The organism is Undibacterium sp. RuRC25W (assembly GCF_049339825.1).
GTDB lineage: Bacteria > Pseudomonadota > Gammaproteobacteria > Burkholderiales > Burkholderiaceae_D > Undibacterium.
Window position 1 is genome coordinate 1 of record NZ_JBMPPD010000003.1, and the last position, 13467, is coordinate 13467.

At 46.7% G+C, this 13467-nt stretch carries 11 protein-coding genes and 1 pseudogene; 5 read left to right on the top strand and 7 right to left on the bottom strand.

All coding sequences use genetic code 11. The features are described from left to right. Positions 1 to 111 (top strand): annotated as a pseudogene (locus tag ACO0KV_RS02275) (IS5/IS1182 family transposase); the annotation flags it as partial. A gap of 3 nt (positions 112 to 114) precedes the next feature. Here the strand turns inward: ACO0KV_RS02275 and ACO0KV_RS02280 are convergent. Beyond that, complete coding sequence (locus ACO0KV_RS02280; RefSeq protein WP_423039493.1) at positions 115 to 789, bottom strand: cache domain-containing protein; 675 nt, start codon at positions 787 to 789, stop codon at positions 115 to 117. A 259-nt stretch (positions 790 to 1048) separates the two neighbouring features. On the opposite strand from ACO0KV_RS02280, the gene ACO0KV_RS02285 reads away from it, so the two are divergent. Further along, positions 1049 to 1615, top strand: a complete 567-nt coding sequence (locus tag ACO0KV_RS02285) for a GNAT family N-acetyltransferase (protein WP_423039495.1) — start codon at positions 1049 to 1051, stop codon at positions 1613 to 1615. Between the two features lie 47 nt (positions 1616 to 1662). Here the strand turns inward: ACO0KV_RS02285 and ACO0KV_RS02290 are convergent, their stop codons facing one another. Then, positions 1663 to 2133 carry a DUF1854 domain-containing protein gene (locus ACO0KV_RS02290; RefSeq protein WP_423039497.1) on the bottom strand — a complete coding sequence of 157 codons (471 nt, stop codon included), beginning with the start codon at positions 2131 to 2133 and terminating at the stop codon, positions 1663 to 1665. Continuing rightward, a complete protein-coding gene (locus tag ACO0KV_RS02295) occupies positions 2130 to 4391 on the bottom strand; it encodes an ABC transporter ATP-binding protein (protein WP_423039499.1) in 2262 nt (753 codons plus the stop codon). Before ACO0KV_RS02295 ends, ACO0KV_RS02290 begins: the two co-directional genes overlap by 4 nt. A gap of 377 nt (positions 4392 to 4768) precedes the next feature. On the opposite strand from ACO0KV_RS02295, the gene cphA (ACO0KV_RS02300) reads away from it, so the two are divergent. Together cphA (ACO0KV_RS02300) and cphA (ACO0KV_RS02305) are read left to right on the top strand one after the other, a co-directional pair. Next, complete coding sequence (gene cphA / locus ACO0KV_RS02300; protein ID WP_423039501.1) at positions 4769 to 6952, top strand: cyanophycin synthetase; 2184 nt, start codon at positions 4769 to 4771, stop codon at positions 6950 to 6952. Positions 6953 to 7135: 183 nt separating this feature from the next. Then, positions 7136 to 9706, top strand: a complete 2571-nt coding sequence (gene cphA, locus ACO0KV_RS02305) for a cyanophycin synthetase (protein ID WP_423039503.1) — start codon at positions 7136 to 7138, stop codon at positions 9704 to 9706. Between the two features lie 93 nt (positions 9707 to 9799). On the opposite strand, the gene ACO0KV_RS02310 is transcribed toward cphA (ACO0KV_RS02305), so the two are convergent. The 3 genes from ACO0KV_RS02310 to ACO0KV_RS02320 all read right to left on the bottom strand — a co-directional run bounded on the left by ACO0KV_RS02310 (position 9800) and on the right by ACO0KV_RS02320 (position 11504). Further along, positions 9800 to 10246 carry a hypothetical protein gene (locus ACO0KV_RS02310; protein WP_423039505.1) on the bottom strand — a complete coding sequence of 149 codons (447 nt, stop codon included), beginning with the start codon at positions 10244 to 10246 and terminating at the stop codon, positions 9800 to 9802. Positions 10247 to 10397: 151 nt separating this feature from the next. Further along, positions 10398 to 10943, bottom strand: a complete 546-nt coding sequence (locus ACO0KV_RS02315; protein ID WP_423039507.1) for a cysteine hydrolase family protein — start codon at positions 10941 to 10943, stop codon at positions 10398 to 10400. Between the two features lie 213 nt (positions 10944 to 11156). Next, positions 11157 to 11504, bottom strand: coding sequence for a ribbon-helix-helix domain-containing protein (locus tag ACO0KV_RS02320; RefSeq protein WP_423039509.1), 348 nt, complete (start codon positions 11502 to 11504; stop codon positions 11157 to 11159). Between the two features lie 236 nt (positions 11505 to 11740). On the opposite strand from ACO0KV_RS02320, the gene ACO0KV_RS02325 reads away from it, so the two are divergent. Further along, the gene (locus ACO0KV_RS02325) at positions 11741 to 12307 is read left to right on the top strand and encodes a sigma-70 family RNA polymerase sigma factor (RefSeq protein WP_423039511.1); all 567 of its coding nucleotides are present in this window, start codon (positions 11741 to 11743) and stop codon (positions 12305 to 12307) included. A 269-nt stretch (positions 12308 to 12576) separates the two neighbouring features. On the opposite strand, the gene ACO0KV_RS02330 is transcribed toward ACO0KV_RS02325, so the two are convergent. Next, on the bottom strand, positions 12577 to 13146 hold the full coding sequence (locus ACO0KV_RS02330) for a DJ-1/PfpI family protein (protein WP_423039513.1): 570 nt from the start codon (positions 13144 to 13146) through the stop codon (positions 12577 to 12579). Between the last annotated feature and the right edge of the window lie 321 nt (positions 13147 to 13467).

Consider the following 13467-nt stretch of genomic DNA (forward strand, 5'->3'; position numbering starts at 1 on the left):
TTCTTTGCTCACATCAAACAATTTAGGCGGGTTGCAACGCGATACGACAAACTCGCTGAACGATTTGCTTCATTTGTGGCAATTGCAGCTTCGATGCTTTGGTTAAAATAAATGTCAACACGCCCTAGTTAAATTTTCTAATGTCAACTCAGGTGCAATGTCTTTTGCTGGCTTGAGGACTTTACTCTGGTCAGCATGCGCTAAGACCTGACCCGACTTATCGAGCAAGAATGCGTAGCCGTCGCCAGATAACTTTACGTTCAGGATTTGTTCTACGATTTTCGTTAAAAAAACATCGGCAGCAACAACGCCGCCATCGCCTCCTTTTACAGGAGCTGCAAAAGAAATCATTAGCCCAGGTGGATTGACACCCATATAGGCTGAAGTAACGATCGGTTTTTTGGCTTCCATGGCAGCCTTGTACCAAGGCCGGACAGTTGGATCATAGCCAGCAGGCGGCGGATTGGCAGGATTATTGGTAAAGGTTTTATCTGGCTGCCCGAGGTAGACACTTAAAAAATTGCCTCCACCACGTATCATTGTGAGACTGGCTTCTAGGTCATTTCCCTTACCCAAGGCTTGCGACAGACTATCAACCAGAGAGGTATTAATCTGAATCCAGTTACTTAAGACGGCATTGTAGCTGGTGGCAACACTACGAATCTCGTTATCCAAGTCATTCACAATTTGTGACCGCATACGTAAGTAGCTACCAACAGTCAAAAATACCGTGCAGACTGTTACAAGCAAAGTAATAACGAAAATCAAACGCCCTTTGAGTGATTTCATCACATCTCCTTTGATATCTTGCCACGACAAATAGTAAAGAAAGACAAACGCCGAAAAGGTGCACAGACCTTTGAAGCATCAACTACATAGACTTGAATATGACGTTTTCATCTTACGCTGAAATATTACTTCGATATAAAATTTTTTCTGGAACGACACTTTTTTATACTATATTCTGGAACCAAAAACTGAAACAATTTTCACGTTACCCTACTAACTACGGTGCTTACAGCACGACGTATTCACGAATGATCTAACCATGAAAATAGTAAACACAGATCGGTTGGCGTTGCGTTTATTCAACACGAGTGACGCTGCATTCGTCTATGAGCTTCTCAATGACCCAAGTTGGATCCGGCATATCGGTGACAGGGGTATCACCAATGTAGATAAAGCGCGATCTTGGATCAACGATGGTCCATTACGATCACAGACAAATCACGGATTTAGTTTTTATGTCGTAACGCTCAAGGACACTGGGGTAGCAATTGGGGTTTGTGGACTAGTCAAACGTGAGGTCCTCAAACACGTCGATATCGGCTACGCATTTTTGCCACGGTATTGCGGACAAGGATACGCCGCAGAAGCAGCGCTCGCCACGTTGACCTACGCCAAGCAGCAACTCGGCTTGCAGAAGTTGGCCGCCATTACTTCACCGGAGAATGTCAGTTCAAACAAATTACTTAACAAGCTGGGATTTGAGTTTGAAGAGGTAGTGACGCTCGTGCTTTCGGGGGAGGAAAAGCGTAGCAATTTATATGGCTATATTTTTACGGATGAGAGTGAGGTCGATTTATCAATAGAAACGATCACAATCAATACCTGATTGCGTCTGGCAATGACCTACACCCCAGACGCAATCCTTCAGAAATCCTACAAAAAGCGATCGAGAATCTTACGACTGTGCCGATCAATCTCAAACATATCCCGAATCAAAAACTGTATCCCATGATTATCGGTCACCAACAAAGATGTCGCCCCAATCCGGCGAATATCTTCATCGCCACGAAGAACAAACTCTGTCTCACCGCGATCCGTACTCACATTCCAAGTACAGGGCAAGGCAAAGCTGCTGACGCTATTGATACGGTGAATTTCGGGCATAAACTCACGCCCTTCGAGCTCTTCTAGGACCAAATTCTTTGAATTCAGCGATAGGTCAGACAATTGATCGATCCAAGCGACTTCACGACCATCGCTTAAGACAATGGAAATACCAGCTAAAGGTGACTGAATCGGAAACGCCCTGACCGGCATGACATCGTCAAAAATTTCATTGGCTTCATTGGTCAGTACTAGTTTGCCAAAAGAATTCCGTTGCAGTTCAAACTTGGTGGTACTCATTCTTGTTCCTCAACTAAGGCTGCGTTTCTTGCTTGAGCCTGATACAGATTATAGTAAGCGCCTTGTTTGGCCATTAATTCATCGTGTCCACCGACTTCGACGATCTGCCCGCGATCAAGCACAACGAGACGATCTGCTTTATGCAAGGTGGACAACCGATGGGCAATTGCTATTGTGGTACGGCCTTTGACCAGATTATCCAAGGCTTTTTGAATTTCTTTTTCGGTTTGCGAATCGACGGACGAGGTTGCTTCATCCATGATCAGAATACGTGGATCGATCAGCAAGGCACGGGCGATAGAGATACGCTGACGCTCGCCACCAGACAGTCCCTGACCTCGTTCACCAACCATAGAGTCATAACCTTGCGGCAGTCTTAAAATGAATTCATGCGCATGCGCTGCACGTGCTGCGGCAATGATGTCGTCGCGGCTTGCATCTGGTTTGCCATAGGCGATGTTTTCAGCAATGGTACCAAAGAACAAGAAAGGTTCTTGCAAAACGAGACCAATGTTGCGACGGTAATCTGACACGGCGAATGAACGTATATCGACGCCATCAAGCAAAATTGCTCCTTCCGAGACGTCATAGAAACGGCAGATCAAATTGACGAGAGTACTTTTTCCTGAACCACTATGACCAACCAAGCCGATCATCTCACCGGGCTTAATAGTCAACGAGATGCCGCGGTTAACTGCACGATTACCGTAACGGAAACCGACTTCGCGCAATTCGATCTGCCCTTTCACTTCGTTTATGTGGACTGGATTTTGCGGATCTGGAACGCTGGAAACGTGGTCCAATATATCAAAAATACGTTTAGCAGCTGACGCTGACTTTTGCGTTACAGAGACGATACGACTCATGGAGTCAATACGTCCATAGAAACTACCAATAAACGAAACGGCAGCAACCAGCGCACCCACTGTGATTTCATTTTGGGCAACCTGCCAGATGCCAAACGCCCAGACAACTAAAATACCAATATCAGTCAAAAAGGAAACCGTTGGGGAAAATAAGGACCAAACTTTATTGAGCTTATCGTTGACGGCTAGATTGTGCCTATTTGCCTCACGGAAACGACCTGCTTCACGCGATTCCTGGGCGAAGGCTTTTACGACGCGGATACCTGGAATCGTATCGGACAAGACGTTCGTTACCTCACCCCATACACGATCAATTTTTTCAAACCCGGTACGTAATTTATCGCGGACAAGATGAATCATCCAAGCGATAAATGGCAACGGTAGAATAGTGACGAATGCTAGTTTGGTATTGATCTGCAGTAGAAAAGCCGCTGTCATGATGAACATCAGCACGTCTGTCGCGAAATCAAGTAAGTGTAAGGACAAATAAACGCAGATACGGTCACTCTCACTGCCAATGCGCGACATCAGATCACCTGTTCGCTTACCACCGAAATACTCCAGCGATAATTTAAGCAAATGTTCATAGGTCGCCGTGCGCAGATCAGCACCAATCCTTTCTGAAACCAACGCGAGGATATAGGTTTTACCCCAGCTTAATAACCAAGCAACCAGAGCAGAACCAAGCAAGCCACCGATATAGATCACAACCAATTTAGGATCTACATCTTTATGATTTTGATAAGGAATCAATACTTCATCTGTCAATGGCTTGGTCAGGTAACGCGGAATCATGTGCGCTGCGGTACCTAATAACATCAGCGTGAAACCGATAAACAATTGCACACGGTACGGATAGGCGAAACGCCATAAGCGAAATAATGTCCAAGTGGACGGCGGCGTGTGGATAACTTTGGTACAGACCGGGCACTCCTCCTCATCTGGCGCCAGCACTGCTTTACAGCTTGGGCAAATATTCTGCTCAGCCTCAACGACAGGCAATCCAGTGATGTGACTTTGTAATTGCTTGTTGAACTGATCAAGTAAGCGAATCGCCAGTAAATTTTGCCCCAGCGTGAACCGCCATTTGGCCAGCAGCCCTTGCTCATCGGATAACTGCAGATAGCCTACGCCAGCATGATCATGATGCGTTAACTGCAAATCTTTACGATAAGTCCACTTTTCCCACGTTGAATCTCCCGCAGCCTTTGACACTATCCCCTGATTAGTCACGACGATTAAGCCTTTAACGAAACGAAGTTTGTGATCGAGGTCAACCTCAAACGCACTTAAAACGTTTTCGCCTTGGGCGACTTGCTGTGACAATTCATTTTGCCATCTTGCTGGAAGGGCCGAAATGGATGATTCAGAACTGAGTTGTGGTGTGGTCATCGTGCTGCAAACTCCGGAGGTAGAGCTTGTCCCGCGTCAAATCGGGACATATTTTTGAAAAAAAGAGATAAGTTGCCGTCCGTTATAAGCTTCTGGCGTATCACGGAGACGACAATTTACGGTATTCTATCGAAAGAAATTAATCAGGCGAAACTGATCAAGAGACTTAACTGACGTTGCGCTGAAAGCGCAAGTATATCAGTTGACGAGTCTGATGCAGTCGGTTTGTATTGATTATACGAATGGTGCCAGATCGGAATAAATAAATTTTGTCATTTTTATTTTTAAAATGACAAGGAATTTTCTGAATAAGAGAAGAAAAACTCTAAAATGATAAGACCCGGTCAAAACAACCTGGCCACAAAGAAATTACTTACATGACGACAAAGAAGAAAGACATCAGCATTCTCCGTGTAAATCATTTGCGCGGACCGAATATCTGGACCTACCGCCCAGTGATTGAAACATGGCTGGACATTGGTGCGCTGGAAGACACCCCCTCAGATCAGTTACCGGGTTTATATGAGAGACTAACGACCTGGCTCCCTGGTTTAGTTGAACACCGCTGCGGCGTCGGTGAGCGTGGTGGTTTTCTGGCGCGCCTCAAAGAAGGTACATGGGCAGGACATATTTTAGAACACGTTGTTCTGGAATTACAAAATCTGGCAGGCATGCGTACCGGCTTTGGACAAACACGCTCAACACACGAGGTTGGCGTGTACAAAATGGCATTCCGAACACGTGAAGAGCAAGTTGGTCGTGCTGCATTAAACGCTGGTCGTGATTTGCTGATGGCTGCCATTGAAGACAAACCGTTTGACCTTGAAGCCAAAGTTGCTGAGTTGCGAGATCTGGTGGATGATCGCTGCCTTGGTCCAAGCACTGCAAATATTGTTGATGCTGCAACAAGCCGCAAAATCCCATCAATTCGTCTTACCGATGGCAATTTGGTTCAACTCGGTTACGGCGCGGCACAACGCCGCATCTGGACAGCGGAAACAGATCGCACCAGCGCCATCGCTGAAGGTATTGCATCAGATAAAGATTTAACTAAAACGCTACTCAAAGGTTGTGGCGTTCCGGTACCGGAAGGTTGCATTGTCCGCAGCGCCGAAGAGGCATGGGAAGAAGCACAAGACATCGGTTTGCCAGTCGTAGTTAAACCTTATGACGGCAATCATGGTCGAGGCGTCTCTCTGAACTTGATGACACAGGCCGATGTCGAAGCTGCTTACCATTTGGCTGCGCGTAAAGGCGACAGTAAAAGTGTCATCGTTGAACGATTTATCGCTGGTGACGAGCATCGCATTTTGGTTGTCGGTAAAAAAGTGGTGGCTGCCGCTAAAGGGGAATCCCTGTGGGTCGTCGGTAATGGTGTATCGAATATTAAACAGCTTGTCGATGATCAGATCAATATTGATCCCCGTCGTGGCACTGGCGAAGATTCGCCACTCAACGCCCTTGATCCGGAATACGGCGCAGAAATTTTGCTTGAGCTCAAACGTCAGGGAATGGATGCATTCTCTGTTCCTGTTGATGGACAACGGGTACTGATTCAGCCAAATGGCAATGTCTCTATGGATGTAACAGACTTGATTCATCCAGAGGTCGCAGCCGCAGCGACGCTTGCGGCGCGCGTCGTTGGCCTGGATATCGCTGGCGTCGATCTGGTTGCCGAAGATATTTCCAAGCCATTATCACAACAGCGTGGCGCAATCATTGAAGTCAATGCCAGCCCAGGCCTGTTAGCACATATTAAGCCAGCCAATGGTGAAGGCCGTGAAGTTGGAAAAGCGATTGTCGAACACCTATTTTCCTCAGAAGAATCTGGCCGCATCCAGATTGTAGGTGTTGCAGGTACCCACAACACTAGTCTGATTTCCCGACTGATTGGTGGATTACTCCACATCAGCAACAAGCAAACTGGCGTCGCCAGCAGTCAAGGCCTATATCTCAATAAACGTTTGGTGAGCGAAGGTGATTGTACGACCTGGGATAGTGGACAACGGCTATTGATCAACCGCAATGTCGAGGCTGCTGTTTTTGAAACGAATGCCCGTGCCATTCTGAAAGATGGTCTCGCGTACGATAAATGCCTGGTTGGCGTCGTAACAGATATGGGTGGCCACGCTGCGCTGGCTGATTACTATATTCAGGACGCAGATCAGATGTACAAAATCATGCGTACGCAGGTTGATGTCATTCTGCCCGAGGGTGTCGCCGTACTCAATGGCGCTGAACCAGCAGTCGTTGAATTGGCAGAACTATGCGATGGCAAGGTCATTTTCTATGCGCTCGATGCTCATTTACCTTCGCTCGTTGACCACAGAGAAAAAGGAGAGCGTGTCGTGTTCTTACGAGAACAACATATCGTTCTGGCGGAGGGTGCAAACGAAACTGCACTATTGCCACTGTCATCTCTCAAGCCTGCTAAAGCATCGCAACCAGAAACTATCTTGGCCGCTGTCGCTGCAGCATGGGCGCTGAATATCGATCCGGAACTCATTGAGGCAGGTCTCCGAACATTTGACTCGAGCCCGAAACAAAATATCGACGGGTAATCACAACAAATACCCAGGTTTATTACAGCAAGCAATCGACAAAGTACCTCAATGTAGTGCTGTAATGAACTGTTTGAACATGTAGCTATGTAGCGCCTAATTAATACTATTTTCTTGGTAGCGAGACAGAACAGATCATTGGTCGCTACCTGATTTACGCCCCTTTCAACAGGACTAAGTTTTATGGAAGTATCACGCATACGTGCCCTGCGCGGCCCCAATCTCTGGAGCCACCATACGGCAGTAGAAGCCATCGTTGCTTGCGACGAGGCTGAATGTTCAATTGAAAAACTCATCGGTTTTGAAGACCGCCTGCGAGCTTTATTCCCTGAACTAAGCATACTGCAACCAACCGGACACAATGATGCTATCTCTATGGCACACGTATTTGAGTTGGCAGCGCTCGGACTACAGGCGCAAGCCGGATGTCCAGTTACTTTCAGTCGCACAACGCAGACCTTAGAGTCTGGTATTTTTCAGGTTGTGGTTGAATACACTGAAGAGTCTGTCGGTCGCCTCGCGCTTGAACTCGCGGAAAAACTTATCAATGCAGCTCTAAAGAATGAAAATTTCGACTTGAATGTCGCGTTAGATCAATTGCGCGAACTAGACGAAGACGTGCGTCTCGGACCATCAACCGGATCCATCGTCAATGCTGCGATTGTCCGCAATATTCCGTATCGTCGTCTGACGGACGGTAGTCTGGTCGCTTTAGGCTGGGGCTCACGCCAACGTAAGATCCAAGCTGCCGAAATGGACGGCACTAGTGCGATCGCTGAAGCGATTGCCCAAGACAAAGAACTGACCAAAAAACTATTGCATGCGGCTGGTGTTCCAGTACCAATGGGACGTTCCGTGAGCAGTCCGGATGATGCATGGGAGGCAGCATTAGAAATTGGCCTCCCCGTAGTCATTAAACCTAAAGACGGCAATCAGGGTAAAGGCGTAACAGTTAATGTGACAACACGTGAGCAACTCGATGCTGGCTATCACACAGCCGCTGAGTTCCGTGATGACATTCTGGTAGAACGCTTCCTTCCTGGCAATGACTTCCGCTTGTTAGTGATTGGCAACAAGCTTGTCGCCGCAGCGCGCCGTGATCCACCGCAGGTAGTCGGAGATGGCAAGCAAACTGTGCGTCAATTGGTTGAGCAGGTCAATAAAGATCCGCGTCGCGGTAGTGGTCACTCCACGTCCCTTACAAAAATCCGTTTTGATGATATCGCCCTCGCAAGCCTTGCCAAACAGGGTTACGAAGCTGAATCAGTTCCACCCAAAGGACAGCGTGTCATTCTTCGAAACAACGCCAACTTGTCGACGGGTGGTGCCGCGACGGACGTGACGGATGATGTTCATCCTGAAGTCGCGGCACGTGCCATCGCCGCTGCACAAATGATCGGACTCGACATTTGCGGCGTGGATCTGGTCTGCGACAGCGTTCTAAAACCGATTGAGACGCAAAAAGGTGGCATCGTAGAGGTTAATGCAGCACCAGGATTACGTATGCACCTCTCGCCATCTTTTGGTAAAGGCCGTGCCGTCGGTGAAGCGATTATCGAAGCTATGTTCGACGAAGGCGATGATGGTCGCATTCCTATTGTCGCAGTAACGGGCACCAATGGCAAAACGACGACGGTACGACTGATCGCCCACCTCATGACTGCCAGCGGCTTACGCACTGGCATGACCAATACCGATGGGGTGTATGTCGAAGGCCGCCAGATTGACAGCGGCGACTGTAGCGGCCCACGTAGTGCACGCAATGTACTATCCCACCCTGACGTTGATGCAGCCGTATTTGAAACTGCACGTGGCGGTGTATTACGTGAAGGTCTGGCTTACGATCGTTGCCAAGTTGCCGTGATTACCAATATCGGTTCTGGTGACCACCTAGGTCTCAACTACATAACGACAGTGGAAGATCTGGCCGTGTTAAAACGCGTCATTGTGCAGAACGTTGCCGATGATGGTTATGCCGTTTTAAATGCGGCAGATCCAATTGTGGCAAACATGGCGGCTAATTGCCCATCGCCTATCATTTTCTTCGCAGCCGATAAACAGCAAGCTGTTATTGCTGCGCATCGCGCACAAGGAAAACGTGCCGTGTATGTTGACAATGGCAACCTAGTTGCTGCTGAAGGCAAATCACGCGAAACCATTCCATTAGCAGACATTCCAATCACCCGCAACGGCAGCATTGGTTTTCAGGTAGAGAATGTGATGGCATCGGTAGCAGCGGCATGGGCTGTGGGCCTTTGCTGGGAACATATCCGCGCTGGCTTGAAGACCTTTGCTAATGAGGCAGACAACGCCCCAGGCCGCTTCAATGTATTTAACTACCGTGGTGCGACGCTGATTGCCGATTATGGCCATAATCCAGATGCGATTCTGGCATTGGTAAAAGCGGTCGAAACAATGCCCGCAAAACGTCGCTCTGTCGTGATCAGTGGTGCTGGCGATCGCCGTGATCAGGATATCCGCCAACAGACTGAAATTCTTGGCGAAGCCTTCGATGATGTCATCCTGTATCAGGATCAGTGCCAACGCGGACGTGCGGATGGTGAAGTAGTTGCATTGTTACGTGAAGGACTCAAAGGGGCGAGCAAAACCACGCGTATCGACGAAATCAACGGCGAATTTGTCGCAATCGACCTGGCAATGGATAGGTTAAATGAAGGTGATATGTGCCTGATTTTGATCGATCAGGTTGAAGAAGCGTTAGCGCACATCGCTGCACGGGTCGCTCATAGTTAATCCGAGATCGAGATCATCTCGCTGACCATGCCGGGCACATGAATTCAATTTCATGCCCGGCATTTTTACCTCTTATGACGTTAACCTCAACGGTCAGAGCACCGGCTCTTTCACAATGCCAACCGCACGAAATACATTGGCACCACTGGCCAGCATATATACGCCGCCACAAAAAAACAGGCTAGCAATCAATTTAGGGATAAGACTAAAAGACGCGCCAGGAAAGGTTCGCCAGATAATGACGCTGACGATAGGAAAAAACAAACCGAAAAGCATACGACCAAACCAACCGGCATTTCCTTCCGCTCCGGTTGCGCAATTTTTATAAGCAAGAGCATTAAATTCGCCACTTTTATTCTTGCCAGCCAAAACAACTTCATTACCTTCATTAATCAACACTGGTTCTTTTGATTTCAGTTTTACTTGCTTATCACCAACCTGAAATAGGGCAATATGCATGGTACTCACCTCAGATTCATTACCACCACTGATACTAACGGTATTGCGCACACTTGCAGCGTGTCCTTTTAGTCGATCCATACTTGTCTCCATCTAATTTTTAGAAATTCACTTCATTTTTTAACCCCATTACGCTACTGCCAAATACAACTCACAACAAACTAACGTTCAAAACAAACTACAACTCACTTAAAGTACAACTAAGTTTAATTAGGGACAACCTGATAGCCGACTACACTGCCATTCCAAAAACAATCTGCTCACTGACAAGCGCTTTGATCGGCGGTCCAAAGCTATGAATATTAGGCAAAGTGGCATTGTGATGCGCGATGATCACAGCAGCCTGCGCATGCTCCTTATCATGGGTAGTATGCGCGTCTGAGACAAGGATAGCTGGAAATCCGAGAGCCGCAGCACGACGTGTGGTGGTATCAACACAGAACTCACTGGCATAACCACAGATCAGGAGTTGCTCGACTCTCTCACGCGCCAGCAAATCAGACAACTCCGTTTTCAGAAAAGAATCTGGTGTTGTTTTACGCAGAATGATATCCCCCTCCTCAACCACCAGATTTTGTTCTAACTGCCAGTTTTCGCCACCAAATTCTAGTCCAGAACTAGTTGATTCGTGTTGAACGAAAATGACCGGAACGCCTGCGTACCTAGCACGTTCAGCGAGTATATTGATACGCGCAATAACCGCATCCGCCTCAAAAGGGTGTGGCTCAGGGTCGAATAAACCGCGTTGTACATCAATAATCAGTAGAGCAGATTTCATTGATAACGAGTCCGGTATGAGAAAAACGAATGCAAATCCACTTGCTGGGCGCGATAACTCCGGTTTGCAGGTGTTTCTCAGTCGTCACCATACCTTACAGAGACCGCTTTGCATCGATTATGCTCAAGTTAAACAATGCAACAACGTACTTCTAGAAATTCTACAACTAGATAAAACATTATTTACATCATCCAGATCTCTGGACACAAATAACTACGAGAGCAACGGTCTGTGCTGGAGCTGCGCAATCGGGATGTCAATCAGCGGCAAGTGCTTATCAGCAGGAATGTTTCCTTCGACCATCAGCGATGTGTACCGCAAGCAGCAAACGCGTAAAAATGAAGAAAAATTATCAATATGTCCACGATAAAGACTGAGCTCATCGTACAACTTGGTGATCAACTGGTTGGTACTCATACCATCACGCTGGGCGATGTCTTGCAGTGTATTCCAAAACATCGTTTCTAAGCGAATAGAAGTCACGACGCCATGCAAGCGCAAAGAACGCGCTTTTGACTCATACAAGCCTGGGTCAGCTTTTACAAAAATCTCACACATCATGTCTCCCGTCGATCAACGATGCTTTATCGGAAAAGTTTTTACTTAATTATACGGTCAATGACAGTTTGGCAAATAATTTTCTATGACCGACCAAATCTTAGCGATAGCGAGTAAAAATCGTCTTTTGTAATATAGGCCCTCTCCATTCGAATTTAAGCACTCATTTCAATAGAACAACCTTTGTAATGTTGTTATCGTTTTTAGATAACTACCGTCCATCGATCCAACTTCTATTTATGGAATCGTTAGTTAAATTTCATCGCCAGCTAGAAACAATGCGCCCAGCACTAATACGATTTGCATTGATTCGAATGCGGAATAAAGATGCTGCGGAGGACGCTGTGCAGGAGGCCTTACTTGCCGTACTGGAAAAGCCCGATCAATTTGAAGGTCGCTCCAGTTTGCTAGTCTACGTAACCGCCATACTCAAGTTCAAAATCATTGATCACTCAAGGGACAGGAAAAAAGAAACCATTCTCGACAGATACGATAATGATTTCGATACGCTTGCCGTGGATAATCAAGATATAGGCGACGGCTATAAAAATAAAATTCTGCATTCTCCAGAGAATCCTGAAAACACAATGCAAGAGCAGGATTTCTTTCGCCTTTTAGAACACTGCCTTGATAATATGCCAGAAAAATATGCGAAAGTATTCGTCATGCATGAATGGCTGGAATTCGATACCAACGAGACTTGTCATGAGTTGAACTTAACGACCTCTCATCTTTATGTACTTTTGTATCGTGCTCGTTTACGTTTAAGCAAATATCTCAGCGTAAATTGGTTTGGAGATCACTAATTATTGATATGTGTATTCGCTAACTGTCGCATCAGGTGACCCTATTAGTATTCTAGGGAGTGACATACCCCATTTATTAATCGCAGCGATCTGTTCACATCATCGTCTGTGACACAGATCGCTACGACATTCGAAAGCGAACAAAAGCCTAAGGTAAATAATCTACCAGTTTTGAGCACCACCGTCTCGCGCAAACTGCCAATGCGTTTTCTGACAATGTTCACCACACCCTGAGACTTTTAACCTGCTGCACGCCGTGCAGAGAGTAACTAAGCCCGCAATAAAATCAAAAACTGAGCGAGCCACGCAGGATGAGCTGGCCACGCTGGTGCAGTCACAAAATTCCTATCTGTCACAGCATCGGTGACAGCGATATTGGCATAAATACCACCTGCTGCTTCAACTTCTGGCTGACACGCAGGATAGGCAGAGCACCGCACTCCTTCCAGCACTTTCGCAGCTGCTAAAATTTGAGCGCCATGACAAACGGCAGCGATCGGTTTGTTACTATGCGCAAAATGTTGCGTAATAGCGATGACACGCGGATTAAGTCGCAGATATTCTGGCGCCCTTCCTCCAGGAATCACTAGCGCGTCATAGTCATGCTCATTAATCTGTGCAAAATCATGCGTAATCGCAAACCGATGCCCAGGCTTTTCAGTATAGGTTTGATGCCCTTCAAAATCATGGATAGCAGTCATAATAAAATCGCCAGGTCGTTTATCTGGGCAGACTGCGTGAACCCGATACCCCAATGTCAGTAAAGTCTGAAACGGCACCATGACCTCATAATCTTCGACAAAGTCACCAACCAACATTAGTATCTTTTTATGTTCCATCGTATCTCCAATCGGTTATGCGTTATATGCTAGAAAACCCCTACCAAATCACCACAGATCTCAATTCAAATAGCCCCTAATCTCCGCTAATCATGTCGGCAGCAGAATAAGATAAATCAAGAAATAGCGGTCCATTGTCGAGTAAATCAGAGACAGCGCGGTAATGATGGGATACTACACGTCCGTAGTAATTGAAATAAAAACCCTTAAATTAAAGATAAGGGCAAGAAAATTCTCAGGTCGCAACTTATTACACAAAAATATGCAAAAATTTGCGTTAGTTAAACTATTTTTGCTCTTAAGAACAATGTTTGAGTAATG

Coding starts and splice junctions, on each gene's coding strand:
- ACO0KV_RS02320 (WP_423039509.1), bottom strand. CDS start 11,504: ATGATGTGTGAGATTTTTGTAAAAGCTGACCCAGGCTTGTATGAGTCA.
- ACO0KV_RS02310 (WP_423039505.1), bottom strand. CDS start 10,246: ATGGATCGACTAAAAGGACACGCTGCAAGTGTGCGCAATACCGTTAGT.
- ACO0KV_RS02295 (WP_423039499.1), bottom strand. CDS start 4,391: ATGACCACACCACAACTCAGTTCTGAATCATCCATTTCGGCCCTTCCA.
- ACO0KV_RS02325 (WP_423039511.1), top strand. CDS start 11,741: ATGGAATCGTTAGTTAAATTTCATCGCCAGCTAGAAACAATGCGCCCA.
- ACO0KV_RS02285 (WP_423039495.1), top strand. CDS start 1,049: ATGAAAATAGTAAACACAGATCGGTTGGCGTTGCGTTTATTCAACACG.
- cphA (WP_423039503.1), top strand. CDS start 7,136: ATGGAAGTATCACGCATACGTGCCCTGCGCGGCCCCAATCTCTGGAGC.
- ACO0KV_RS02280 (WP_423039493.1), bottom strand. CDS start 789: ATGAAATCACTCAAAGGGCGTTTGATTTTCGTTATTACTTTGCTTGTA.
- ACO0KV_RS02290 (WP_423039497.1), bottom strand. CDS start 2,133: ATGAGTACCACCAAGTTTGAACTGCAACGGAATTCTTTTGGCAAACTA.
- ACO0KV_RS02315 (WP_423039507.1), bottom strand. CDS start 10,943: ATGAAATCTGCTCTACTGATTATTGATGTACAACGCGGTTTATTCGAC.
- ACO0KV_RS02330 (WP_423039513.1), bottom strand. CDS start 13,146: ATGGAACATAAAAAGATACTAATGTTGGTTGGTGACTTTGTCGAAGAT.
- cphA (WP_423039501.1), top strand. CDS start 4,769: ATGACGACAAAGAAGAAAGACATCAGCATTCTCCGTGTAAATCATTTG.